The organism is Pseudomonas sp. GM_Psu_1 (genome assembly GCF_026544185.1).
Lineage (GTDB): Bacteria > Pseudomonadota > Gammaproteobacteria > Pseudomonadales > Pseudomonadaceae > Chryseomonas > Chryseomonas oryzihabitans.
Map to the genome: position 1 here is coordinate 63,134 of NZ_JALNUX010000008.1, position 22,147 is coordinate 85,280.

24 protein-coding genes are annotated in these 22,147 nt (G+C 68.2%); 10 read left to right on the plus strand and 14 right to left on the minus strand.

What is annotated here, in order from left to right:
• Nucleotides 1–51: 51 nt before the first annotated feature.
• Nucleotides 52–975 (plus strand): LysR family transcriptional regulator, encoded by a 924-nt coding sequence (locus OXS31_RS15050; RefSeq protein WP_267400024.1) that lies wholly within the window; start codon nucleotides 52–54, stop codon nucleotides 973–975.
• 243 nt (nucleotides 976–1,218) lie between these two features.
• Here OXS31_RS15050 and cysB read toward each other — a convergent pair whose 3' ends face one another.
• The 3 genes from cysB to OXS31_RS15065 all read right to left on the minus strand — a co-directional run bounded on the left by cysB (nucleotide 1,219) and on the right by OXS31_RS15065 (nucleotide 3,222).
• The gene (gene cysB / locus OXS31_RS15055; RefSeq protein WP_007160555.1) at nucleotides 1,219–2,193 is read right to left on the minus strand and encodes an HTH-type transcriptional regulator CysB; all 975 of its coding nucleotides are present in this window, start codon (nucleotides 2,191–2,193) and stop codon (nucleotides 1,219–1,221) included.
• Nucleotides 2,194–2,304: 111 nt separating this feature from the next.
• Nucleotides 2,305–2,787, minus strand: a complete 483-nt coding sequence (locus OXS31_RS15060) for a universal stress protein (RefSeq protein WP_044341740.1) — start codon at nucleotides 2,785–2,787, stop codon at nucleotides 2,305–2,307.
• Between the two features lie 108 nt (nucleotides 2,788–2,895).
• Nucleotides 2,896–3,222, minus strand: coding sequence for a thioredoxin family protein (locus OXS31_RS15065; protein WP_074584632.1), 327 nt, complete (start codon nucleotides 3,220–3,222; stop codon nucleotides 2,896–2,898).
• 165 nt (nucleotides 3,223–3,387) lie between these two features.
• Here OXS31_RS15065 and OXS31_RS15070 point away from each other — a divergent pair, with 165 nt between their 5' ends.
• Nucleotides 3,388–4,467, plus strand: a complete 1,080-nt coding sequence (locus OXS31_RS15070) for a 3-deoxy-7-phosphoheptulonate synthase (RefSeq protein ID WP_007160558.1) — start codon at nucleotides 3,388–3,390, stop codon at nucleotides 4,465–4,467.
• A 58-nt stretch (nucleotides 4,468–4,525) separates the two neighbouring features.
• Here OXS31_RS15070 and OXS31_RS15075 read toward each other — a convergent pair whose 3' ends face one another.
• A complete protein-coding gene (locus OXS31_RS15075) occupies nucleotides 4,526–4,807 on the minus strand; it encodes a GNAT family N-acetyltransferase (protein ID WP_007160559.1) in 282 nt (93 codons plus the stop codon).
• A gap of 446 nt (nucleotides 4,808–5,253) precedes the next feature.
• Here OXS31_RS15075 and OXS31_RS15080 point away from each other — a divergent pair, with 446 nt between their 5' ends.
• Complete coding sequence (locus tag OXS31_RS15080; RefSeq protein WP_007160560.1) at nucleotides 5,254–5,505, plus strand: Lpp/OprI family alanine-zipper lipoprotein; 252 nt, start codon at nucleotides 5,254–5,256, stop codon at nucleotides 5,503–5,505.
• A 122-nt stretch (nucleotides 5,506–5,627) separates the two neighbouring features.
• Here OXS31_RS15080 and OXS31_RS15085 read toward each other — a convergent pair whose 3' ends face one another.
• From OXS31_RS15085 to OXS31_RS15095, 3 genes are all read right to left on the minus strand, one after another.
• Nucleotides 5,628–6,605 (minus strand): L,D-transpeptidase family protein, encoded by a 978-nt coding sequence (locus tag OXS31_RS15085; RefSeq protein WP_027599003.1) that lies wholly within the window; start codon nucleotides 6,603–6,605, stop codon nucleotides 5,628–5,630.
• A 74-nt stretch (nucleotides 6,606–6,679) separates the two neighbouring features.
• The gene (locus OXS31_RS15090; RefSeq protein WP_007160562.1) at nucleotides 6,680–6,961 is read right to left on the minus strand and encodes a hypothetical protein; all 282 of its coding nucleotides are present in this window, start codon (nucleotides 6,959–6,961) and stop codon (nucleotides 6,680–6,682) included.
• A 98-nt stretch (nucleotides 6,962–7,059) separates the two neighbouring features.
• Entirely contained in the window at nucleotides 7,060–7,614 is a 555-nt protein-coding gene (locus OXS31_RS15095) for an arylesterase (protein ID WP_219860342.1), read from the minus strand.
• 148 nt (nucleotides 7,615–7,762) lie between these two features.
• Here OXS31_RS15095 and OXS31_RS15100 point away from each other — a divergent pair, with 148 nt between their 5' ends.
• Genes OXS31_RS15100 through greB form a run of 3 tightly spaced genes read left to right on the plus strand, consistent with a single transcriptional unit; the run spans nucleotide 7,763 to nucleotide 11,451 of the window.
• Nucleotides 7,763–8,437 (plus strand): ABC transporter ATP-binding protein, encoded by a 675-nt coding sequence (locus OXS31_RS15100; protein ID WP_108582317.1) that lies wholly within the window; start codon nucleotides 7,763–7,765, stop codon nucleotides 8,435–8,437.
• Entirely contained in the window at nucleotides 8,434–10,944 is a 2,511-nt protein-coding gene (locus OXS31_RS15105) for an FtsX-like permease family protein (protein WP_267400027.1), read from the plus strand. The genes OXS31_RS15100 and OXS31_RS15105 overlap by 4 nt, the downstream gene beginning before the upstream one ends.
• Nucleotides 10,945–10,947: 3 nt before the next feature.
• Nucleotides 10,948–11,451: a transcription elongation factor GreB gene (gene greB, locus OXS31_RS15110; protein ID WP_027599006.1), complete on the plus strand. Its 504-nt coding sequence runs from the start codon at nucleotides 10,948–10,950 to the stop codon at nucleotides 11,449–11,451.
• A 3-nt stretch (nucleotides 11,452–11,454) separates the two neighbouring features.
• On the opposite strand, the gene OXS31_RS15115 is transcribed toward greB, so the two are convergent.
• Nucleotides 11,455–11,760 carry a hypothetical protein gene (locus OXS31_RS15115; protein WP_027599007.1) on the minus strand — a complete coding sequence of 102 codons (306 nt, stop codon included), beginning with the start codon at nucleotides 11,758–11,760 and terminating at the stop codon, nucleotides 11,455–11,457.
• A gap of 153 nt (nucleotides 11,761–11,913) precedes the next feature.
• Nucleotides 11,914–13,344, minus strand: coding sequence for a transglycosylase SLT domain-containing protein (locus OXS31_RS15120; protein WP_267400031.1), 1,431 nt, complete (start codon nucleotides 13,342–13,344; stop codon nucleotides 11,914–11,916).
• An 88-nt stretch (nucleotides 13,345–13,432) separates the two neighbouring features.
• On the opposite strand from OXS31_RS15120, the gene OXS31_RS15125 reads away from it, so the two are divergent.
• The 3 genes from OXS31_RS15125 (at nucleotide 13,433) to OXS31_RS15135 (ending at nucleotide 15,952) form a co-directional block, all read left to right on the plus strand.
• A complete protein-coding gene (locus tag OXS31_RS15125; RefSeq protein ID WP_027601574.1) occupies nucleotides 13,433–14,263 on the plus strand; it encodes a TatD family hydrolase in 831 nt (276 codons plus the stop codon).
• Nucleotides 14,264–14,422: 159 nt separating this feature from the next.
• Nucleotides 14,423–15,697 carry a methyl-accepting chemotaxis protein gene (locus OXS31_RS15130; protein WP_267400035.1) on the plus strand — a complete coding sequence of 425 codons (1,275 nt, stop codon included), beginning with the start codon at nucleotides 14,423–14,425 and terminating at the stop codon, nucleotides 15,695–15,697.
• Between the two features lie 75 nt (nucleotides 15,698–15,772).
• Nucleotides 15,773–15,952, plus strand: coding sequence for a hypothetical protein (locus tag OXS31_RS15135; RefSeq protein ID WP_007160571.1), 180 nt, complete (start codon nucleotides 15,773–15,775; stop codon nucleotides 15,950–15,952).
• Here OXS31_RS15135 and OXS31_RS15140 read toward each other — a convergent pair.
• The 5 genes from OXS31_RS15140 to OXS31_RS15160 all read right to left on the minus strand — a co-directional run bounded on the left by OXS31_RS15140 (nucleotide 15,934) and on the right by OXS31_RS15160 (nucleotide 21,565).
• A complete protein-coding gene (locus OXS31_RS15140; RefSeq protein WP_267400037.1) occupies nucleotides 15,934–17,943 on the minus strand; it encodes a DUF3488 and transglutaminase-like domain-containing protein in 2,010 nt (669 codons plus the stop codon). The two genes, OXS31_RS15135 and OXS31_RS15140, sit on opposite strands and share 19 nt — an antisense overlap.
• The gene (locus tag OXS31_RS15145; RefSeq protein WP_256594393.1) at nucleotides 17,940–18,923 is read right to left on the minus strand and encodes a DUF58 domain-containing protein; all 984 of its coding nucleotides are present in this window, start codon (nucleotides 18,921–18,923) and stop codon (nucleotides 17,940–17,942) included. The genes OXS31_RS15140 and OXS31_RS15145 overlap by 4 nt, the downstream gene beginning before the upstream one ends.
• Complete coding sequence (locus tag OXS31_RS15150; protein ID WP_027601572.1) at nucleotides 18,893–19,810, minus strand: AAA family ATPase; 918 nt, start codon at nucleotides 19,808–19,810, stop codon at nucleotides 18,893–18,895. Before OXS31_RS15150 ends, OXS31_RS15145 begins: the two co-directional genes overlap by 31 nt.
• Nucleotides 19,811–19,913: 103 nt before the next feature.
• On the minus strand, nucleotides 19,914–20,612 hold the full coding sequence (gene pyrF, locus OXS31_RS15155) for an orotidine-5'-phosphate decarboxylase (protein WP_027599014.1): 699 nt from the start codon (nucleotides 20,610–20,612) through the stop codon (nucleotides 19,914–19,916).
• Between the two features lie 77 nt (nucleotides 20,613–20,689).
• Entirely contained in the window at nucleotides 20,690–21,565 is an 876-nt protein-coding gene (locus tag OXS31_RS15160; protein ID WP_267400047.1) for a LysR family transcriptional regulator, read from the minus strand.
• 82 nt (nucleotides 21,566–21,647) lie between these two features.
• On the opposite strand from OXS31_RS15160, the gene OXS31_RS15165 reads away from it, so the two are divergent.
• Nucleotides 21,648–22,103 carry a multidrug/biocide efflux PACE transporter gene (locus tag OXS31_RS15165; protein WP_267400048.1) on the plus strand — a complete coding sequence of 152 codons (456 nt, stop codon included), beginning with the start codon at nucleotides 21,648–21,650 and terminating at the stop codon, nucleotides 22,101–22,103.
• Nucleotides 22,104–22,147: the final 44 nt, after the last annotated feature.

The following is a 22,147-nucleotide window of genomic DNA, read 5'->3' on the forward strand; positions in this document are numbered from 1 at the left end:
GGGCCTGCCTAATGAGAGCTCCCTATCCCGCGATAACCAACGGTTATTCCCATGCTGCCATCCCTGGGCTCCATCGCCTCCCGTCTGCGCCTGCGGCAACTGCGCCTGCTGATCGCCCTCGACGAGGAAGGCTCGCTGCACAAGGCCGCCGAGCGCATCGCCATTTCCCAGCCCGGCGCCACCAAGGCCCTGCACGAGATCGAAAGCACCCTGGGCGCCACCCTCTTCCTGCGCACCCACCAGGGCCTGCAGCCCAATGACCTGGGCCGCTGCGTGATCCGCTATGCGCGGCTGATCGAAAGCGACCTGGCCCATCTGCGCGAAGAGATGCTCGGTATCCTGCAGGGCGAAGGCGGGCGGCTGGCGGTGGGAGTGATCATGGGCGCCGTGCCTCGGCTGATCGCCGCGGTGTCGCGCCTGGGTGCGGCGCAGCCCCAGCTGGGGATCGAGATCATCGAGGACACCAGCGTGCGCCTGCTCGACCTGCTCGACGCCGGTCGCATCGAAATGGCCATCTGCCGCAGCAGCGTCAGCCGCCGGCCGGATGCCTACGACTGCCTGGAGGTGCGCGAAGAGCGGCTGGAGATCGTCTGCCATCCCCGCCATCCGCTGGCGGAGTCCGAGACGCTGAGCCTGGCCGAGCTGGTCGACAGCCGCTGGATCGTCTATCCGGCCAACCTGCCCATGCGTCTGACCCTGGAACGGGAATTTCGCGCGGCGGAGCTGGAGTTTCCCCGCTATCCGGTGGAAACCTCCTCGACCTTCACTCTGCTCGGCCTGCTGCAGGAAGACGCCAACCAGGTGGCCATGCTGCCCAGCGATATCGCCCAGTTCGGCGAAGGACACGGCCTGCTGCGCCGCCTGCCGGTGGTCCAGCGTACCCGCAACGAACCCTATTCGATCCTGGTCCGCCAGGGCGCGGGATTGTCGGCGGCCGCGCAGCTGCTGCTGGAGCAGTGGCGGTTGGCGGGGTGAGGTAACGCATCGTGGCCATGGCGGTTCGCCGATGCGGCCGCTCCTACGGATGGAAGCACGACGGCTTGTTGCGATTTCGCCGAGGCTGACGTGACTGAACGCCTGCTCGGATAGCCCCCTCTCCCCTCGGGAGAGGGTTGGGGTGAGGGTGTCCCCTTCAGCGCAGTCTCCAGTGGAAAAGGCTACGCCGTTTTCCACGCTACGTGCTGCTGCGGCCGCGATGATTTCAGCGAGAGGAAAACCTCAATACGTCGGCAGCGTCACCCCGTGGAACAGGGTCTCCAGCTCCTGGCGCGACGGTGTCTGCATGGCCTCGGTGAGGACATCGCGGGTCAGGTGCGGCGCGAAGCGGCCGATGAAGTCGCACATGAAGCCGCGCAGAAAGGTGCCGCGGCGCAGGCCGATCTTGGTCACGCTGGCTTCGAAGAGGTGGCTGGCGTCCAGGCAGACCAGGTCGGCATCGGCTTTGTGATCCACCGCCATGTCGGCGACGATGCCCACGCCCAGGCCGAGGCGGACATAGGTCTTGATGACGTCGGCGTCCGCCGCGGTCAGCACCACGTTGGGCTCAAGACCCTGGCGGGCAAAGGCCTCGTCGAGCTTGGAGCGGCCGGTGAAGCCGAAGACGTAGGTCACCAGCGGCTGTTCCGCCAGATGTTCCAGGGTCAGGTGTTCCACCTTAGCCAGGGGGTGACCCTGGGGCACGATGACACAGCGGTTCCAGCGATAGCAGGGCATCATCACCAGATCGTTGAAGCGTTCCAGACCCTCGGTGGCGATGGCGAAGTCGACGGTGCCGTCGGCGGCCATCTCGGCGATCTGGGTCGGCGAGCCCTGGTGCATGTGCAGGGCCACGTCCGGATACTGCTTGATGAATTCGCTGATCACGTCCGGCAGCGCATAGCGCGCCTGGGTGTGGGTGGTGGCGATGGACAGGGTGCCCTTGCGCTCGTTGGAGAACTCCTGGGCGATCTGCTTGATGCTCTCGCACTTGCGCAGGATCTCGCCGGCGGTCTGGATGATGCGTTCGCCGGCCGGGGTCACCCGGGTCAGGTGCTTGCCGCTGCGGGCAAAGACCTCGACCCCCAATTCGTCCTCGAGCAGGCGGATCTGCTTGCTGATGCCAGGCTGCGAGGTATAGAGGCTCTGGGCGGTGGCGGAAACGTTCAGATCGTGGTGGGCGACTTCCCAGATATATCGCAACTGTTGCAGCTTCATGCCGGCTCCTCACTGACCCATGCGCAAGCATATAACAGTAAAGCAGGCCCTAAGGTTTTTCTAGACCGAAATCGAATTAAGTCGCGGAGGAGTAAGACTGACGCTTACGGATCAGCCCTGTCGCAGCGGCACCAGGTACACCGGAATGCGTGCGGTCTGCAGCAGACGGCTGGCGGTACGTCCCAGTGGGGCGACCTGGGCGTCGCCCTGGCTGCGACTGCCGATCACCAGCAGATCCGCGGCGAAGTCCTGGGCCTGCTTGAGAATGGCCGCCGGCGGATCGCCCTGCACCACCCGCACGGCCCGGATCAGACCCGCGGTGGCCGGGATCTCCAGCAGGTCCTCGCGCAGCGACTCGAACACCTGCTGCTCGATGGTCTCCAGCACCAGCTCCAGACCGCCATTGCGCAGGCGATCCAGGGATTCAACATTCGGATGCTGTTGCAGCAGCGTGGAGGCCAGCAGGCCGAGCGGCTCCACCACATGGACGACATACAGCCGGGCCTGATGGATGCGAGCGAGATTCAAGGCATGCTGAAAGACATAGGACGAACACAGGCCCAGGTCCGTGGCATAGAGCAGCGAGCGGATCACGATTCCTCCTGGCCAGATCAGGCGACCTGACCGGTGCAATGCGGGATAGCCCTTTCCAGCGTAGCAGGGGAAAGACATTTGCGCTGCGAAGCACGCGTTAGAGGCCTTTCAGGGTATTTCCTCGGGCTCCCGCGCCGCCGCGGCCTGGATCGCCGCCACCAGGGCCGGCTCGCGCAGGGGCGCCTGTACCGGGCCGAAGAAGTCGCCATCCTCGATCAGGAACAGCGCCGGTAGATGAAAGACCCCATAGCGCTGCACCAGACCGCCACTGCGCTCGGCATCCACCCAGTACAGCCGCTCGACCGGCAGCGCCGCCGTCGGCAGCACCTGGCGCGCCAGGCGGCAGGAGGCGCAACCGGCGCTGGTAAAGATCAGCAGGGAGCGCCCCGGCGCCGCCAGCAGGACGGCATCGGCCGTCCCATCGTCCAATTCCATGCTTTCCTCGTCGCGATCATCGCCAAAGCACGCCTTCGGGCGCGTCGATAGCGTCGTAGCCATTGTGAGCGGGCGGGACAAGCGTTAAGGTGCCCCACCCTCTCCATCGTATTTTGCCTGCACGGGCCCTGACCTGTCGCAGCGCCGTGACCGACGAGTAGCACCATGGCCGCACAGCCCCGCCTTAACGACCTCAACATCGAAGCCAACGAGCCGCTCATCACCCCCGAGCAGCTCAAGCAGGAGATCCCGCTGAGCGATCTCGCCGCCGACACCGTCGCCCAGGGCCGCCAGGTCATCCGCGACATCCTCGACGGCAAGGACCACCGCCTGTTCGTGGTGATCGGCCCCTGCTCCATCCATGACATCAAGGCCGCCCACGAATACGCCGAGCGCCTCAAGGCCCTGGCCGCCCAGGTCAGCGACAGCCTCTATCTGGTCATGCGCGTCTACTTCGAGAAGCCCCGCACCACCGTGGGCTGGAAGGGCCTGATCAACGATCCCTACCTGGACGACTCCTTCAAGATCCAGGACGGCCTGCACATCGGTCGCCAGCTGCTGCTGGACCTGGCGGAAAAGGGCCTGCCCACCGCCACCGAGGCGCTGGACCCCATCTCCCCCCAATACCTGCAGGACCTGATCAGCTGGTCGGCGATCGGTGCCCGCACCACCGAATCCCAGACCCACCGGGAAATGGCGTCGGGCCTCTCATCCGCGGTCGGCTTCAAGAACGGCACCGACGGCAGCCTGACCGTGGCCATCAACGCCCTGCAGTCGGTGTCCAGCCCGCACCGCTTCCTGGGTATCGACCAGCGCGGCCAGGTATCCGTGGTCATGACCAAGGGCAACGCCTATGGCCATGTGGTGCTGCGCGGCGGCAACGGCAAGCCCAACTACGATTCGGTCAGCGTCACCCTGTGCGAGCAGGCGCTGGTCAAGGCCAAGGTCAAGCCGAACATCATGGTCGACTGCAGCCACGCCAACTCCAACAAGGACGCCGCCCTGCAGCCGCTGGTGATGGACAACGTCGCCAACCAGATCGTCGAAGGCAACAACTCCATCGTCGGCCTGATGGTGGAAAGCCACCTGGGCTTTGGCAGCCAGCCGATTCCGGCGGATCTGTCGCAGCTGCAGTATGGCGTCTCGGTGACCGACGCCTGCATCGACTGGGCCATGACCGAGAAGAGCATTCTCGACATGCACCGCAAGCTCAAGGATGTGCTGCCGCGCCGCGCGCGCAGCTGATCCTGCAGCAGATACGAAAACGCCGGGCTCAGCCCGGCGTTTTTCTTGGCGTGGCCATTCAGGCCAGCGGCGTCACCTGGCCACGACGTTCCAGGTAGTGCTCCACATAGGAGCAGGAGGGAATGACGCTGTAGCCGCGGCTCTCGGCGTAGTTCAGCGCGTACTCAGTCAGCCGCGCTGCCAGGCCGCGCCCACGCAGGGCATCGGGGACGAAGGTGCGATAGAAATCCATGGTCTGCTTGCCCAGATCCATGTAGGCGAGATAGGCGCGCTGGCCGTCGACAGAAAGGTGGAATTGATGATTGGCCTCATCGTGTTCCACGTGCAGGGACTCGTTCATGACTACTCCTTGGCGGTTTGGCTCCGCCTTATCCATTGTTATCGATGATACCCGAAGACGAGAACGCACCCTTCCTGTGCGGGACTGAGCCACAGCGCGTCAGACCCCTCCGGAAGAAGCAGGTTCTGACCAGCCGTCGCACCGAGAAGACACACTATATCAGGGCCGCTTGCGCGGGAGCAGGCGCGGCTCAGCGCTTGACAACTTCCGCTCATCCTCTAACGTTTTGAAACGTTCGCGACTTTCAGCCATCCAAGCAGTTGCTGATACCGGGTGCGCAGGGATTCCGGGACGAACACGGGGAGCCGAGAAGGATTTTCCGCAAAAAATCCTTCTTCAACGGGTTCGCTCAGTTTACTTACGACCGGTAATGAGTAGTATGTAGCCGCAATTTTCCACCTGGGAAATTGATCTTAAAACAGGATGTCTACCTCAAGGGGTTTACGATGAACAACGCTCTGAAATTCGCCGCCCTGGCTCTGGCCGCTGCTCTGGCCACTGGTTGCAGCACCGCTAACAAGGAAAGCGAAGCTCGCCTGACCGCTACCGAAGACGCCGCTGCCCGTGCTCAGGCTCGTGCTGACGAAGCCTACCGTCACGCTGACGAGGCCCTGGCCGCCGCTCAGAAAGCTCAGCAGACCGCTGACGAAGCCAACGAGCGCGCCCTGCGTATGCTGGAAAAAGCCAGCCGCAAGTAAGCGCCTCGGCTGGAAAGGCGAGTGGCAACAGTCGCCTTTCCCGGAGCAAACAAAAAGCCCGCCATCTCAGATGGCGGGCTTTTTGTTTGTCTGGCCGGCCGAGCGCGCTCGGCCGGTCGCGATCACAGGGTCTTGGCAGGCGCCTTGGCCACCGCACCCGGCGTCATCCCGGCCGGCAGGTCGGCGATTTCCACTGGCAGGCCGTCCTGGCCCTGGACCACGTCACGCACCGTGTTCCAGTTCACCGCGCTATTGGCCTGCAGCAGGTCGTCACGCTTGATCAGCGCATTGACCACCGCGGCCTGACGGTCGATCTCGGTCGGATCGCCCTTCACGGTCACCGGCTGGTGGGCTTCCAGGTAGAGCTTGCCCTGGCTCACGCCGAACTTGTAGGGCTCGTCGATGATGCGCACCGGCGTGCCCACGGGCAGCATGCCGACCAGTTCGGTCACGTTGAAGTTGTACATGCGGAAGCAGCCATGGCTGACCTGCATGCCGATGCCGAATTTCTTGTCCGAGCCGTGGATGAGATAGCCCGGCAGGGTCAGGCGAATCTTGTAGGGCCCCAGGGGATTGTCCGGACCGGGCGGCACCACCTTGGGCAGCGGATCGCCTTCGGCGGCGTGCTCGGCGCGTACCGACTCCGGCGGATACCAGGACGGATCCTTGATCTTGTCCACCACCTTGGTCACGCCGATGGGCGAACCCCAGCCTTCGCGGCCGATGCCCAGCGGGTAGGTGAACACCGTGTGACCACCCTTGGGGTAGTAGTACATGCGGTATTCGGCGATGTTGATGACGATGCCTTCGCGCGGGCCGGGCGGCAGGATGAAGCGCGTGGGCAGCACGATCTCGGTGCCGGCACCCGGCAGCCAGGCATCGACGCCCGGGTTGGCGGCCACCATCTCGGTGTAGCCCAGATCGTACTTCTGGCCGAGATCGGCAAAGGTGTCTTCGTAGGCGGCCTTGATGACCTGAACCTCGCCGACCACGTCTTCACCGGGTGGCGGCAGCGGCAACTCCAGTGCCTGCGCCGTACCCGCGCTCAACAGACCAAACAGCGAGAGGGAACCGACCAGGGTCGAAACGCGCGCGGGCATGGGATGAATCCTTGCAAGGAGCAAAAAGGTGACGGCGCGAATTGTACACGCCTCGATCGGCGTCCGGCAGGGCCTCAAAAGACCTGTAACGGATTCGGCAAGCCCCGTTTGGCGCCTTGCAGCCGCTGCATGCAGGCCGGACAGAGGGTCTTGAGGCCGAGCGCCCGGCGATTCAGCGGATGCAGGCGGGGACGCGCCGGCAGTAGGGTACCGCACAGCGTCCGGTCGGTCGGCGAGCCCAGCTCCAGCTGCCGGGCGACGATATGGACTCGGCCCTCGCGGCAGGCGAACAGGTCGAGCTGGGCATCGGGCTGGATCAGCTGATAGCCGTGCATGGACCGGGAAAGGCGGGACATCGGGATACTCCAGGGGCGGTTCCGCCGGGCGGTCGATTGGCCGGACCGGCGGGGCGCGCAACCTTAGCGGAAAGCCCCGTCGGGGAAAAGTCCGGCGTTCAGTCGCGCAGCAGCGGCTGCAACTGGGGCCAGGCGTTGTCCAGCAGGCGCTGCTGGGCATTGGCCTGGGGGTGGATGCCATCCGGCTGCATATAGGCCGGATCGCCGCCTACCCCTTCCAGCAGGAAGGGCACCAGGGCCACCTGCTGGGCCTTGGCCACGTCCGTGTAGACCTGGGCGAAGCCATCGGTATAGCGCGGTCCGTAGTTGGGCGGCAGGCGCATGCCCAGCAGCAGGACGCGCGCGCCTCGGGCCTTGGCCTGTTCCACCAGGGCGGTGAGGTTGCGCTCGAACTGCGCCAGCGGCTGGCCGCGCAGGCCGTCGTTGCCGCCCAGCTCGATGGCCACCACGTCGGGTCGATGCTCAGCCAGCAGCCGTGGCAGGCGCGCCAGGCCGCCGGCGGTGGTGTCGCCGCTGATGGAGGCATTCACCACCTGGTAGTCGAGCCGCTGCGCCTGCAGGCGCTGCTCCAGCAGGCGTACCCAGCCCTGCCCTTCGGCGAGGCCGTAGCCGGCGCTGATGCTGTCGCCCACCACCAGCAGGGTGCGCGCCATGGCCAGGGGCGTGAGGGTCAGGCAGAGCAGCGCCAGCAGCCAGGCAATGCCTTGCCGCAAAGGCGCGCTGGACTTCGCCCGCTTTTTTGACTCTAACTCGCCACAGCCGCCCGCATGCGGGCCCTTCGAATACGGCATCGGATACCTCATGAGCGAAGTCATACTGCTGGCACGCGACCTTAGCAAGGTCGTCACGGGCGCGGAAGGCGCGCTGCCGATCCTCCAGGCGCTGGATCTGCAACTGCAGGCCGGCGACAGTTTGGCCATCGTCGGCAGCTCGGGTTCCGGCAAGTCCACCCTGCTCGGCCTCTTGGCCGGTCTCGACCTGCCCAGCGGCGGCGAGGTCCATCTTGCCGGTCAGCGCCTGGATACCCTCGACGAAGACGCCCGTGCCCGCCTGCGCGCCGAACGGGTGGGCTTCGTGTTCCAGTCCTTCCAGCTGCTGGACAGCCTCACGGCGCTGGAGAACGTCATGCTGCCGCTGGAACTGGAGGGCGTGCGCCAGGCCCGCGACCAGGCGGTGGCCCTGCTGGAACGGGTCGGCCTGGGCGAACGACTGCGCCACTATCCCCGGCAGCTCTCCGGCGGCGAGCAGCAGCGGGTCGCCCTGGCGCGCGCCTTCGCGCCGCGCCCGAGCATCCTCTTCGCCGACGAACCCACCGGCAACCTCGACAGCCGTACCGGTGCCCATATCAGCGATCTGCTGTTCGAACTCAATCGTGAGCGCGGCACGACGCTGGTACTGGTGACCCATGACGAGCGCCTGGCCGCGCGCTGCGCCCGCCAACTGCGCCTGGAAGGCGGCCGGCAGGTCGCGGCATGAGGCGTACCGGTCTGCCCTTCGCCCGGCTGTTCGGCCTGGCCTGGCGCCAGAGTCTGAGAGAGCTCCGCGCCGGCGAGATCCGCATGCTCTGCCTGGCGCTGGTGGTGGCCGTGGCCGCCAGCGTCGCCATCGGCTACTTCACCGCCCGCCTGGGCGCGGGCATGGAAAATCGCGCCAGCGAATTCCTCGCCGCCGACCTGGTGCTGCTGGGCAGCGAACCGCCACGTCCGGAACAGGTGGACGCCGGCCTGCAGCGGGGCCTCGAACACAGCCGCTCGCTCAATTTCAGCACCATGGCCGCAGGTGCCGAGGCCCTGCAGCTGGCCAGCGTCAAGGCGGTCCAGGCCAACTTTCCCCTGCGCGGCGAGGTGCGCAGCGCGGCGGCGCCGGACGCGCCCGACCAGCCGGGCGGCGCTCCGGCGCCCGGGGAGGCCTGGGTCGAGCCGCGCCTGCTGCTGGCCCTGGACGCCAAGGTTGGTGATCGCCTGGACATCGGGCGCAAGGCCCTTACCATCACCCGGGTGCTCACCTACGAACCGGATCGGGCGGGTGACTTCTACAGCCTGACGCCGCGGGTGCTGATCAATCTCGACGACGTGGCCGCCACCGGCGTCATCCAGCCCGGCAGTCGGGTGCGCTATCGCGAACTCTGGCGCGGCGAGCCCCAGGCTCTGGCCGCCTATCGCCAGGCGCTCACCCCGGCCCTGGCCGCCAACCAGCGCTTCGAAGGCCCGGGCGATGGCAATCGCCAGCTGGGCAATGCCCTGGAACGTGCCCAGCGCTATCTGGGGCTGGCCAGCCTGGTGGCGGTGGTGCTGGCCGGCGTGGCCGTGGCGCTGTCGGCCAATCGCTTCGCCGCGCGGCGCTTCGACGCCAGCGCCCTGCTGCGCTGCCTGGGTCTGACCCGCCGCGACGCCCTGGTGCTCTATGGCCTGCAACTGGGGTTGCTGGGGCTGGCGGCGAGTCTGCTCGGCGCCCTGCTCGGCTGGCTGGCGCAGCTGGTGCTGTTCGAGCTGCTGCATGGCCTCCTGCCAGCGCGCCTGCCGGCGGTCGGGATTGGCCCGGCGCTGGCCGGCATGGGCACCGGCCTGGTCGCCTTGGTCGGCTTCGCCCTGCCGCCGCTGGCCGCCCTGGGGCGGGTCCCGCCGCTGCGGGTGTTGCGCAGCGATCTGCAGCCCGTCCCCCTGCGCACCTGGCTGGTCTATGGCTGCGCCCTGCTCGCCCTCGGGCTGATCATGTGGCGCCTGTCGCTGGATCTGCGCCTGACCCTGGCGCTGCTGGTGGGTGGCCTGGTCGCGGGACTGCTGTTCGGCAGTCTGCTCTACCTGGCCCTGCGTGGCCTGCGCCGGGCCATGCAGGGTGCGCCCCTGGCCTGGCGGCTGGGTCTGGGTCAGCTGCTCCGGCATCCCCTGGCGGCGGTGGGCCAGACCCTGGCCTTCGGCCTGATCCTGCTGGCCATGAGTCTGGTGGTGCTGCTGCGGGGCGAGCTGCTGGAACGCTGGCAGGCGCAACTGCCGGCCGAGGCGCCCAACCACTTCGCCCTCAATGTGCTGCCGGACGAGCGCCAGGCCTTCGCCGCGGCGGTGGCCGGTCTCTCGCCCCACGCCAGTCCGCTCTATCCCATCGTGCAGGGCCGCCTGGTCAGCGTGAAGGGGCATCCGGCCCAGGAAGGCCTGGAAGACGACTCCCGCGGTGGCCGTGCCACCCGGCGCGATCTCAACCTGACCTGGTCGGCTGGGTTGCCGGACGGCAACCGCCTGGAAGGCGGTCAGTGGTGGGACGCGCTGCCCGCCGGCGACCTGCCCGGGGTGTCCCTGGAAAGCGAGCTGGCGCGCAGCCTCGGCGTCGGCCTGGGCGACACCCTGGGCTTCGTCATCGGCGATCGCCAGATCGAGGCGCGAGTCACCAGCCTGCGGCAGGTCAGCTGGGACAACTTCCAGCCGAACTTCTTCGTGATCTTCGCCCCGGGCGCCCTGCAGGACGTGCCCTTCACCTACCTGGGCAGCTTCTACCTGCCGCCCGGGCACGATCGCGAATTGCTGGCCCTGGCCCGGCAATTCCCGGCGGTGACCCTGTTGCCCATCGACGCCCTGCTCGATCAGCTGCGCAGCATCCTGCGCCAGGTCAGCGTGGCGGTGGAGTTCGTGCTGCTGTTCGTGCTGGCCGCCGGCATCGCCGTGCTGCTGGCCGGCCTGCAGGCGACCCTCGACGAACGCATCCGCCAGGGCGCCCTGCTGCGTGCCCTGGGTGCCCGGCGCGAGTTGCTGCAACGGGCGCGGCGCACCGAATTCATCCTGCTCGGCGGCGCCAGTGGCTTGCTCGCGGCGCTCGGTTGCGAGATCGTCAGCGCCCTGCTCTACCGGCTGGCCTTCGACCTGGACTGGCAACCCCATCCCTGGCTGCTGCTGTTGCCGGTGCTGGGCGCCCTGCTGGTCGGCGCGGCGGGCCTGCTGGGCACGCGGCGGGCCCTCACCGCCAGTCCGTTACTGATCCTGAGAGAAAGCTGATCCATGAGTCGTTACCGTCCGCCGCGCACCGCCGGCACGCCCCTGATCACCGCCGCCGGCGAAGCCCGGTTGCGCGCCGAACTGCACGAACTGTGGAACGTGCGCCGGCCCCAGGTCACCCAGGCGGTGAGCGAGGCGGCCGCGCTGGGCGATCGTTCGGAAAACGCCGAGTACATCTACGGCAAGAAGATGCTGCGGGAGATCGACAGCCGGGTGCGCTTCCTGCGCAAGCGGCTGGAGAATCTCAAGGTGATCCGCGAACGACCGGCCGATCCGACCAAGGTCTATTTCGGCGCCTGGGTCACCCTGGAAGACGACGAGGGCGCGGAAAAGCGCTATCGCATCGTCGGCCCGGACGAACTCGACCTCCGGCAGAATCTCATCAGCATCGACTCGCCCCTGGCGCGGGCGCTGGTCGGCAAGGCGCTGGACGCCGAGGTCCGCCTGCAGACGCCGGCCGGCGAACAGCGCTGGTACATCGTCGAGATCGCCTATCCCGAGGAATGACGGCTAGCGGCGACGGGTGATCACGCCCTGCCGCGCCACGCGGGTCAGTTCCCGCACCAGGGGTTCGAGACCGGCCTGGCCCGGCGACTGCACCACGGCGAAATCGAAGCTGTCGTCGCCGAAGGCGCGCAGCTGTTCGGCCCGGTCGGCGAAGCGGATCTGCAGGGTGCGGCTGTGCGGCCAGCGCTTGGGCCAGCCTTCGAGGTAACGCAACAGGGTGGGCTGGTCGGGACCGCCGAGGAGGATGGCGGGATGACTGGCGAGTTTGCCCTGGGTCAGGGGAGTCAGGCGTAGCGGGAGCGGTAGCATGGACGAAATTCCGCCTCGTAGATCCAGCTGGGCGGTAGTACGAGGCCTGTTCCGTCCAGCGCTTTAGCGGTATTTGGGAGCGCCCCGCAAGTTGCTGTTTAAATCGGCGCGGGATCATCCTAGGGAGGGCTCGACCGCCCTGTCAAGCGGGCTTCAACCGTCCCCGCGACCGTTCTCCCTGGCCCCAGTCGCCGCCACGGCCGGCGCTTCCAGCCGGGCCCGTTCGCGACTGAAGGCCACCCGGTACTTGTTGACGCTGGCCACGTAGTTGACCACCCCGACACCCACCTCCTCGGCAGCGATGCGCTCGACCTGGAAGAACCAGCGATCGCCGTCCAGCCCCTGCTTGCGCGCCTTGGCCCGGAGCGCCTGGACGCGCTCCGGGCCAAGGTTGTAGGCCGCCAGGGTAAAGGCGCGGCGCTCGCGCTCGGCGAGCCGCGGACTGGAGAAGAATTCGCGGCGCAGGCGCGCCAGATAGCGGGTGGCCGCCTTGACGTTGTCCTCGGCGGAATGCAGGTTGCGCACCCCGACGCTACGCGCCGCCCGCGGGGTGATCTGCAGCAGTCCCGCGGCGCGGCCGGCACCGCGGGCATGGGGATCGAGGCCGGATTCCTTGTAGGCCATGGCGGCCAGGGTCAGCCAGTCGAAGTCGTAGGCCTTGGCGTAGCGCTGCAGCAGCGGCCGCACCTGGGCCAGGCGCTTGCGGTCATGGGCCTGCAGTGGATCGCGCACCTGGTAGCGGCGCGCATAGGCCTGGCGAAAGGCCTGGTCGTCGTCGCGCGCCTGGGGTTGCCGGGCGAAGGTCCGGATCCGCTCGGCGAGCTGGTGCGCCGGGGCGCGCAGATACCAGAGCTGCGCCTGGTCATGGGCCACCACCAGCCGATCGGCCACCCGCAGGCGCGGCAGCACCCGCGCCCAGCGATGGGCCAGCCCGGACTCGACGACGCTGAGCGGATAGATGCCGGCCTGGGTCAGCTCCAGGACGTCTTCCACCGCCAGGGTCGGATCGGCCCACTCGACCTGCACCGGCCGCAGCCTGCGCTTCTCCAGCTGGGCGTTGAGCCGGGCCAGGGCCGGACCGGCCGCGCTGCCCTGGGGCAGCACCACCCGCCGCCCGGCCAATTGCTCCAGATGGCGGGGCAGGCGCTGGCCGCGCCCACCCACCACCACCAGACTGGTGGGCGCCGCCACCGACGCGGCGATCAGCGCCGAATGCGGCGGCGGTAGCAGGGTTTCGCCGGGCGCCACCAGATCGCCCTCGCCGCGCTGCAGCGCCGCCAGGAGGTCGTCCTTGGCCTTGGGCACGAAGACCAGGCGCAGCGGCCGGCCCCCGGGCTGGTGCTGCAGGTAGCGGGCGAAGGCCTGCAGGCGCCGATACTCGATGCCGAGCGCCTGGCCGTTCCATTCGCCGGAGCTGTGCCGACTCTGGTTGACCAGGACGCGCAACTCGCCGGCCCGCTCGATGGCGGTCAGGTCACGCGCCGCGACATGGCGTGGTGCTTCGGGTGGCAGGGCACCGAGCCGTGCCTGGGCGGAGCAGGCGAGCAGGCAGCCAACAAGGACCAGGGTGAATCGAAACGGCATCCAGGACTCCTGACCTGGCCGGGACAGCGCCGATAGCACCCGGACTACGGATAGAATGAAGGGACAAAATCTGTGGAAGGTCCGCACCATGCAATTGATCGACATCGGCGTCAACCTCACCCACCCCAGTCTGCTCAAGCAGGTGGACGCGGTGATCGAGCGGGCCCAGGCCGCCGGTGTGATGCAACTGGTGCTGACCGGCACCACCCTCGAAGACAGTGAGAACGCCCTCAATCTCTGCCTGCGCCTGGATGCGGGCGAGGCGCTGTTCAGCACCGCGGGCGTCCATCCCCACGAAGCCTCGACCTGGAACGCGGCCGCCGCCAGGACCCTGCGCGACCTGGCCAGCCAGCCCAAGGTACGGGCCCTGGGCGAATGCGGCCTGGACTTCAATCGCGACTTCACCCCGCGGCCGCAGCAGGAGCGCTGCTTCGAGGAACAGCTGGCCCTGGCCGCCGAATTGCGCCGCCCGGTGTTTCTCCACGAGCGCGACGCCAGCGAGCGCATGCTGGCGATCCTGCGCGACTATCGCGACCACCTGCCGGCCGCCGTGGTGCACTGCTTCACCGGCGAACGCAAGGCGCTCTATGGCTACCTGGATCTCGACCTGCACCTGGGCATTACCGGCTGGATCTGCGACGAGCGCCGCGGCCTGCACCTGCACGAGCTGGTCGGGCAGATCCCGGTCGGTCGGCTGATGCTGGAAACCGATGCCCCCTACCTGCTGCCGCGCACCCTCAGACCCAAGCCGCGCCATGGCCACAACGAACCGGCGTTCCTGCCGGAGATCCTGCGCACCGTGGCGCGCCTGCGCAACGAAACGCCCGAGCAGACCGCCCTGCACACCAGTGCCACCGCCCGCGCCTTCTTCGGGCTGCCGGAGATCGCCGTGCCAGAGCGGATCGAGGAATTCGACTAGGCAGGGTTGCCGTTTCGCTAAAGTCAGACCCGTGCAAGCCGTTAACCTTTGGGCTTATTCCACGGCGTCAGACGTCTTCTCGCAGGGCGTTGACGCCAGTCAAGATCCGGGTCGCGCCGGCCTGCCAGGCTGTGCGGCCCCGCCGACTGGATGCCCCCTATGTTTGCCTGGCTGCGCGATATTTCCCTCAAGTACAAATTCTGGGCGGTCAACGCCGTTGCCTTCGTCACCAGCCTCCTGCTGGTGCTGTTCGCCATGCAATTGGAGGTCTCCGGCCGCGCCGAGCAGCTCAAGGCGGTCAAGGCCGTCGTGGGTGAGGCGGCTGCCAGCCTGAGCGCCCCGACCTTTACCGACATCTTCCTGGCCCGGGCGCCAGAATACGCCCTGGCCGTGGGCGTGCTGATGCTGGTGCTGCTGGTGGCCTCGCAGCTGCTGATCCGCTTCATCCTCGGCAATCTGCAACGCCTCAAGGACACCATGCTGCGGGTGGAGCGCGACGGCGACCTCACCGCCCGGGTCGAGGTGCGCGGGCACGACGAGGTCGGGCAGATGACCCAGGCCTTCAACGCCATGCAGGACAGCTACACCCGCGTCGTCGGTACCGTGGCCGCCAGCGCCGCGCGCCTGGACGAAGGCGCCGGACGCCTGGCCAGCGGCATGCAGGGCGTGCGGGGCGGCATGCAGGATCAGCAGCACGAGACCGACCAGGCGGCCACCGCCATCAACGAGATGAGCGCCACCGTGCAGCAGATCGCCGAGCACGCCGCCGGCACCCGTGACCAGTCCCAGGAAGCCGACCGCCTGGCCGGCGCCGGCCAGCAGGCCGTGGAGCGCGTCAGCCAGTCCATCGCCGACCTCTCCCAGGGCGTGCAGCAGACCGCGGTGATGATCCAGGAGCTGGCCGAAAACAGCGAGCGCATCACCAGCGTGGTCAACGTCATCCACGGTATCGCCGAGCAGACCAACCTGCTGGCGCTCAACGCCGCCATCGAGGCGGCCCGCGCCGGTGAGGCCGGCCGCGGCTTCGCCGTGGTCGCCGACGAGGTGCGCAACCTGGCCAAGCGGGTGCAGGGTTCCACCGACGAGATCACCCGCATGGTCGACGGCCTCCAGGCCGGCACCCGCGATGCCGTGGAATTCATGCGCGAGAGTTCGCTCAAGGCCGATGACTGCGTGGTCCAGGCCGGCGCTGCCGGGCAGGCCCTGGCCGACATCACCGCCGCCGTGACCCTGATGCGCGACAGCAACACCCAGATCGCCGTGGCCGCCGAACAGCAGGCCCAGGTGGCGGAAGAGATGAGCAGGTCGGTGGTAGGCATCCGCGATGTCACGGAAAGGACCATGCTGCTGACGCAGGAGTCGGCCAGCACCAGCACTGAACTGGCCGCCCTCGCAGGAACCCTGAATCAGGCGATTCGCCAGTTGCGCCTATAGCCTCCATAGCGAGAGCGCATTCGCGCGGTTGCCCGACAGGCGGCAAGATGCCCGCACGTTTTTCGGAGAACCGTCATGCGCTCGGTCACCACCCTCACTTCCGCCGTGCTGTTGTTGCTGGGCCTGGGCTGCATCGCCCAGGCGCTCGGCAACCCCCATCCACAACCGCTGATCCTGGCGGCCGTCGTCTGCCTGGTGGCCTTCGCCCTGCAAGAGCCTGACGCCCTCCCCGTGCCTCAGTCGCTGCGCGCCTGACGGCCACGCAGCTGACGTTTCAATAGCTTCAGCGTCCTGGTCAGAGCCGCAGGATCCTGCGGCCGACCGGCATAGCGCTGCGCCTGGAATTCCTGGGAAAAGGCCGAAATCGCTGCGCGCGCCGCCGGCAGCTCGGCCATGGCGCGTCCGGCGAAGCTGCCCGCCGCCTCGCCGCTTCGACGCCTGACGCCTTGCCGCGCCAGCAGCCGCTCGAACTGGTCGAAACGCGTCAACAGGGGATCCCGCGTCCGCTGCCAGGGCTTGAGCACCAGCAGCGCCATCACCCCGAGCACGCCCAACACCACCAGCGCCAGCAGCAGCCCCAGGCGTTGCAGCGAACCCTCGCCGAGCAGCCGCTTGAAGAGTTCGCCCTGGGTATCCTCCTGGTAGTTGAGCACCCAGCGCTGCCAGCCGTAGTTGAGGCGGTCCCAGCCCAGACGCAGGTCATTGAGCCAGGCCAGGTTGCGATAGCGATTGGCGGCGAAGGGATTGTCGGCGAGGAATTCGTTGGCCGCGCCCTGGGCCGCCAGGGCCTCCTGCAGACCCCGCTCGATACGCTCGGGCGCCACCTGGGCGGTAGGGTCGACGCTGACCCAGCCGCGCCCCGGCAGCCAGTATTCCACCCAGGCATGGGCATCGAATTGCTGCACCAGCAGATAGCCGCCCGCGGCATTGAATTCACCGCCCTGGTAGCCCGCCACCACCCGCGCCGGAATGCCCGCCACCCGCAGGGCAAAGGTCATGGCGCCGGCATAGTGGGCGCAGAAGCCGCGATGGTTGTCGAAGAGAAAGGCGTCGATGGCATCGACGCCTGCCGTGGGCGGTTGCAGGGTGTAGACGAAGGGTTGCTGGCGGAAATAGGCCAGGATCGCCTGGGCCAGGGCCTCGGGCGTTGGCGCGCGAGCCTTGAGCCCGGCTACCCAGGCACGGGTGCGCGGCTCGCCGCCACTGGGCAGCTGCAGCGCGCGCCTCTGGCTGGAGGCGGACAGCCGCTCTGGCTCGCGAGTGGCCTGCGGCCAGCTGGATACCCGATAGAGCAGCGCCTGATCCACCGGGCGGCGGCGCTGCAGATGGAAGTCGCTGGCCAGGCGCACGTCGCGCTGATCGCTGCGCGCCACGTCCAGGCCGTAGAGCCAGGGCCGACCGCTCGGCTCCATGACTACCTGGTAGTCCAGTCGGGGGCCGCTCGGCGTCCAGGCCGGTTCCGGACTCCAGGCCGTGTCGGGATCCACCGACCAGCGCGCGCCGTCGAAGCGCTCGTAGGTGGTGGCCCGCCAGTAGAGATCACGCTGCGCCGGCCGGTCGCCGGCGAAACTGACGCGAAACACCCGCTCGGCGGATTGCGAGAGCTGGGCGATCTCCCCCGGCGCCATGCTGTCGCCCAGTCCGGTGCGCGCCTGGTCGCCCGGTTGTGGCAACGACCACAGCGGGCCGATACGGGGAAACACCAGGAACAGCAGCAGCATCAGCGGCACCGCCTGCAGCAGCAGGGTGCCGGCGACTTTCAGCGTCGCCAGCGGCCGACTGGCCAGGGCACTCTGCTGCAGGCCGATCAGCGCCGCCACCAGGGCGGTCACCGGCAGCAGGCTGTAGAGCGCGGCGAGCAGGCCATCCTCGAACAGGTAGGCGATCACCACCGCGAAGAACCCCAGATAGATCACCACCAGGGCATCGCGGCGGCTGTGCATCTCGATCAGCTTGAGGGCGAAGGTCACCAGCAACAGCACGGCGCCGGCATCCAGACCGATGAAGGAGCCACGCGACAGCCAGATGCCGCCCATGGTCAGCAGCAGCAGACCGCCCTTCTCGATCCGCGTCGGCGCCCGCACCCGCATGCGGAACAGCAGCACCCGCCAGCCGGCGCAAAAGGCCCAGAGCAGGCCGACCCAGGGCGGCAGATGGGTGAGGTGCGGCAGGATCACCAGCGCCTGGGCCACCAGCAGCCAGATCAGGGCGATGCGCGGAATGGCTTGCGGCACGGCGGTGTTCATGATGGCCGCCCGAACAGGGCCAGGGCCTGCAGCGCCGCGTCACGCTGGCTTTCGCCGCTGGCCGGCGCCAGCTCCACTCCGGGCACCCTGAGGCCGAAGCGCAGCTGGCGGGCGCTGCAATCCAGCACCGCCTGGCACAGCCAGGACAGCCGCGTTTCGGTGTCGCCATCGAGCACGCTGAAATCCAGCCAGAGTTCGCTGCCGGCCAGAGCGGTGAAGTCCTTGACCAGCAGGCCCTGCCCGCGGGAAAAGGCCTTCCAGTCCAGCCGCCGACGCGAGTCGCCCGGCTGATAGGACCGCAACCCCTGAAAGTCGTCGGCGCCCTGTCCCGTCTGGCGCTGGCCTTCCTCGTTGCCGGCATCCTGGCCGCTGCGCAGCGGCGTCGTGGTCGCCAGTGGCTGCGGATAGACCAGGGCGCGCACGTCCAGGTCCAGCCAGCTCCAGGCGACGAACAGGCCGAGGGGAAAACGGCTCTCCACCCGCAGCCGCCCGGGTCTGAGCCACCCGCGACTCGGCGCCGGGTGGAAGATCTGCAGGGCGACGCTCTCCCCCGCCGGCACGTCGCTGAGCAGCAGCGGCTCGTTACGCCAGCCCAGGGCGATGCCCTGGTGCGCGCGGCGCTCGCTCTCCAGGCGCAGGCGAAAGCCGGCGGCCTCGCCGGCGAACACCGGACTGGCGCCGCCGCCGACCAGTTGCAGACCGGCCAGGTTGCGATAGGTGTGCAGCATGGCCACCAGCGCCAGGGAAAACAGCAGGAAGGTCAGGCCATAGGCCAGGCTGTTCTGGTAGTTGATGCCGGCCAGCAGCATCAGCAGCAGGGCGATGGCGAAGGCGCCCCCCTGGCGGGTGGGCAGGATGAAGATGCGTCGCTGATCGAGGGTGATGCGATTGGCCGGGGGAATCCGCCGCGCCAGCCAGCCGTCTCGATAGCGCTGCCAGGCGCCGCCGGTCACAGCGCCGGGACTTCGCGCAGCAGCCATTGCACCAGGGCGCCGCCGCCATGCCCGGCGGGATCGGCGATGTCGCGCAGGCGATGCCCCGCCACCGCCGGCAGCACCGTCTGGACATCCTCGGGAAGCACATGGTCCCGCCCCGCCAGCAGCGCCCAGGCGCGCGCCGCGGCCAGCAGCGCCAGGCTGCCGCGCGGCGACAGGCCGAGGGCGAAGGACGTCTGGGTGCGGGTGGCCTCCACCAGGCGCAGCACGTAGTCCACCACCGCCTCGCTGGCATGGATGCGCGGCACCTCGGCCTGGATCAGCCGCAACTGGGCATGATCCAGCAGGGGCTCCAGGCGCGGCAATTGCTCGCGCCCGGAACCGCCAAGCAGCAGCGCGCGTTCGGCGGCGCGTCCGGGATAGCCGAGCGACAGGCGCATCAGGAAGCGGTCGAGCTGGGATTCCGGCAGGGCGAAGGTGCCGCCCTGGGAGATGGGATTCTGGGTGGCGATGACAAAGAAGGGATCGGGCAAGGGCCGGGTGGCACCCTCGATGGTCACCTGCCCCTCCTCCATGGCCTCGAGCAGCGCGCTCTGGCTCTTGGGCGTGGCGCGATTGATCTCGTCGGCCAGCAGCAACTCGGCGAACACCGGCCCGGGATGGAAGACGAACTGGCCGCTGTCGCGATCGAACACCGAGGTGCCGAGGATATCGCCGGGCAGGAGGTCGGAGGTGAACTGGATGCGCTGGAAGGACAGTCCCAGCACCCTGGCCAGGGCATGGCTGAGGGTGGTCTTGCCCATGCCGGGCAGGTCCTCGATCAGCAGGTGCCCCCGCGCCAGCAGGCAGGCCAGCGCCAGCCTGACCTGGGTTTCCTTGCCCAACAAAACGCCGTCTACCGCCTTGAGACAGGCGTTCAACCTATCGTGCATGCCCTGAGGTCTCTCGCCTTGCGCCGACATGAGAAGGCGCCGGCCTGCAAGACGAGAATAGCAGCACCTTTTGCCGGCGACCGCCGCCCCGGAGCTTTACCGCTTATTTCAGGGTGGCGAGGATCTCTTCCACGGCGCGGGCCGGATCGGCGGCGCGGGCGATGGGCCGGCCGATCACCAGGTAATCGGAGCCGGCGTCCAGGGCCTCGCGCGGGGTGAGGATGCGGCGCTGGTCATCCAGGGCGCTGCCGGCCGGCCGGATGCCGGGGGTGACCAGTTGCAGCGCCGGTTGCGCAGCCTTGAGCGCGGAGGCCTCCTGAGCCGAGCAGACCAGGCCGTCCAGCCCGGCGCGAGCGGCCAGACCGGCCAGGCGCAGTACCTGCTCCTGGGGATCCACGTCCAGGCCGATGTCCGCCAGGTCCTCGCGCTCCATGCTGGTCAGCACGGTGACACCGATCAGCAGCGGCTTGGGACCCTGGAAGGCCTCCAGAGTCTCGCGACAGGCGGTCATCATGCGCAGGCCGCCCGAGCAGTGGACATTGACCATCCAGACGCCCATCTCCGCCGCGGCCTTGACCGCCATGGCGGTGGTGTTGGGGATGTCGTGGAATTTCAGGTCGAGGAAGACTTCGAAGCCGCGCGTGCGCAGAGCCTCCACCACCCCGGCGGCGCTGGCAGTGAACAGCTCCTTGCCGACCTTGACCCGGCAGGTGGCGGGGTCGAGGCGGTCGGCCAGCGCCAGAGCGGCGGACGACGAGGGGAAATCCAGGGCGACGATGATGGGAGACTGGCAGGCGGACATGGGAGCTCTCGGCAAAACGGCAAAGGCCGGCATTTTCGCAGAAAAGCGCCGCGCCGGCACTTGGCCGTTCTCGTCCGTCAGCTCGGCCTGAGCAGGCGTTCGCGCAGCCAGTTGCCAGCCGGACCCAGCGGCCGTCGCCGTGACCAGACCACGTCCACCGCCACCCATTGCGGCCAGCCCGGTACGGCCAGCTCCACCAGCCGCCCCTGGCCAAAGGTCGTCACCAGCCACAGCGGCAGTTCGGCCCAGCCGAAGCCCTGCACCGCCATGTCCAGCAGCAGCAGGTAGTCGGGCGCCGACCAGCAGCGGCCGCGGGTGTCCGGCAGGCGGCTGACCTGGGGAGAGGCTTCGGTCACGGTGCTCAGGCGCAGCAGCCGATAGGGCGCCAGGTCGGCCGGTGTGACCCGCTCCAGCGCCGCCAGCGGATGATCGACGGCGACATAGAGACCGAAGGTGACCAGACCATCCAGGGTGGCCGCCTCGATGTCCGCCGGATAGGGCGGCTGACCGGCCAGCAGGCCCAGATCCGCGCGTCCCTGCACCAGGCTGAGCACATCTGCGTCCTCGGCGATCAGGCATTCGAACTCGAGATCCGGATAGCGCTGGTCCAGCTCCGTCAGCAGCGCCTCGTAACGGGTGGGCTGATAGGTATCGGAGATCACCAGGGTCAGGCGCGGCTCCACCCCGGCCGCCAGCTGGGTGGCGCGATTGGCCAGGCGGTCGTGGGCCGAGAGCACCGCGCGGGCGTGGTCGAGCAGTTGCTCGCCAGCGGCCGTCAGCAGCGGGTAGCGGCCCTGACGATCGAACAGCGACACCCCCAGGTCGTCCTCCAGCCGGGCGATGCTCTCGCTGATACTGGACTGCCGCTTGCCCAGCACCCGCGCCGCAGCACTGAAGGAGCCGGCCGCGGCCGCCTCGACGAAGGCCTCGAGGGCTTCGGCATTGGGATACATATCGGCTCAGCCTATGGGATCCACTTTGATCTCCCCAGCTTAACCGATGACACTGAGGCCCCGTCCATCGTGGAGTCACCTCATGTCCAGCCTCCTCACCCAGCGTCCCGCCAGTGCCCGCATCCTGCATGCCCTGCTGTTCGAGGGGCTCGCCGTGCTGCTCGCCACCCCGACCCTGGCCTGGCTGCTGGATCGCTCCCTGGGGCACATGGGTCTGCTCACCGCCGCCTTTTCGGCCATCGCCATGCTCTGGAATCTGGTGTTCAACCTGGGCTTCGATCGGCTGCAACAGCGCCTGGGCTTCACCCGTGGCCTGGGTGTCCGCCTGCTGCACGCCCTCGGCTTCGAAGGCGGACTGATCCTGGTGCTGGTGCCGTTGGCCGCCTGGTGGCTGTCCATCAGCCTGTGGCAGGCGCTGCTGCTGGACCTGGGACTGATCCTGTTCTTCCTGCCCTACACCCTGGCCTTCAACTGGCTCTACGACCTGGGTTACGCCGCCTGGCTCAGGCGCACGAATGCGACCTGCCGGGCGCACTGATAGCCTTGTCCGTGGTCGAAGCGATATAGCCACTCAAGGAGAAG

What these genes read in the sequence shown, in the direction of transcription:
- OXS31_RS15105 (WP_267400027.1), top strand. Translation starts at nt 8,434, where the DNA reads ATGAGGCGTACCGGTCTGCCCTTCGCCCGGCTGTTCGGCCTGGCCTGG.
- cysB (WP_007160555.1), bottom strand. Translation starts at nt 2,193, where the DNA reads ATGAAGCTGCAACAGTTGCGATATATCTGGGAAGTCGCCCACCACGAT.
- OXS31_RS15075 (WP_007160559.1), bottom strand. Translation starts at nt 4,807, where the DNA reads ATGAACGAGTCCCTGCACGTGGAACACGATGAGGCCAATCATCAATTC.
- OXS31_RS15095 (WP_219860342.1), bottom strand. Translation starts at nt 7,614, where the DNA reads ATGGCGCGCACCCTGCTGGTGGTGGGCGACAGCATCAGCGCCGGCTAC.
- OXS31_RS15115 (WP_027599007.1), bottom strand. Translation starts at nt 11,760, where the DNA reads ATGCTACCGCTCCCGCTACGCCTGACTCCCCTGACCCAGGGCAAACTC.
- OXS31_RS15065 (WP_074584632.1), bottom strand. Translation starts at nt 3,222, where the DNA reads ATGGAATTGGACGATGGGACGGCCGATGCCGTCCTGCTGGCGGCGCCG.
- OXS31_RS15050 (WP_267400024.1), top strand. Translation starts at nt 52, where the DNA reads ATGCTGCCATCCCTGGGCTCCATCGCCTCCCGTCTGCGCCTGCGGCAA.
- pyrF (WP_027599014.1), bottom strand. Translation starts at nt 20,612, where the DNA reads ATGTCCGCCTGCCAGTCTCCCATCATCGTCGCCCTGGATTTCCCCTCG.
- OXS31_RS15130 (WP_267400035.1), top strand. Translation starts at nt 14,423, where the DNA reads ATGTTTGCCTGGCTGCGCGATATTTCCCTCAAGTACAAATTCTGGGCG.
- greB (WP_027599006.1), top strand. Translation starts at nt 10,948, where the DNA reads ATGAGTCGTTACCGTCCGCCGCGCACCGCCGGCACGCCCCTGATCACC.
- OXS31_RS15100 (WP_108582317.1), top strand. Translation starts at nt 7,763, where the DNA reads ATGAGCGAAGTCATACTGCTGGCACGCGACCTTAGCAAGGTCGTCACG.
- OXS31_RS15135 (WP_007160571.1), top strand. Translation starts at nt 15,773, where the DNA reads ATGCGCTCGGTCACCACCCTCACTTCCGCCGTGCTGTTGTTGCTGGGC.
- OXS31_RS15160 (WP_267400047.1), bottom strand. Translation starts at nt 21,565, where the DNA reads ATGTATCCCAATGCCGAAGCCCTCGAGGCCTTCGTCGAGGCGGCCGCG.
- OXS31_RS15090 (WP_007160562.1), bottom strand. Translation starts at nt 6,961, where the DNA reads ATGTCCCGCCTTTCCCGGTCCATGCACGGCTATCAGCTGATCCAGCCC.
- OXS31_RS15120 (WP_267400031.1), bottom strand. Translation starts at nt 13,344, where the DNA reads ATGCCGTTTCGATTCACCCTGGTCCTTGTTGGCTGCCTGCTCGCCTGC.
- OXS31_RS15145 (WP_256594393.1), bottom strand. Translation starts at nt 18,923, where the DNA reads ATGGCTGCTGCGCGAAGTCCCGGCGCTGTGACCGGCGGCGCCTGGCAG.
- OXS31_RS15140 (WP_267400037.1), bottom strand. Translation starts at nt 17,943, where the DNA reads ATGAACACCGCCGTGCCGCAAGCCATTCCGCGCATCGCCCTGATCTGG.
- OXS31_RS15080 (WP_007160560.1), top strand. Translation starts at nt 5,254, where the DNA reads ATGAACAACGCTCTGAAATTCGCCGCCCTGGCTCTGGCCGCTGCTCTG.
- OXS31_RS15085 (WP_027599003.1), bottom strand. Translation starts at nt 6,605, where the DNA reads ATGCCCGCGCGCGTTTCGACCCTGGTCGGTTCCCTCTCGCTGTTTGGT.
- OXS31_RS15150 (WP_027601572.1), bottom strand. Translation starts at nt 19,810, where the DNA reads ATGCACGATAGGTTGAACGCCTGTCTCAAGGCGGTAGACGGCGTTTTG.
- OXS31_RS15070 (WP_007160558.1), top strand. Translation starts at nt 3,388, where the DNA reads ATGGCCGCACAGCCCCGCCTTAACGACCTCAACATCGAAGCCAACGAG.
- OXS31_RS15165 (WP_267400048.1), top strand. Translation starts at nt 21,648, where the DNA reads ATGTCCAGCCTCCTCACCCAGCGTCCCGCCAGTGCCCGCATCCTGCAT.
- OXS31_RS15125 (WP_027601574.1), top strand. Translation starts at nt 13,433, where the DNA reads ATGCAATTGATCGACATCGGCGTCAACCTCACCCACCCCAGTCTGCTC.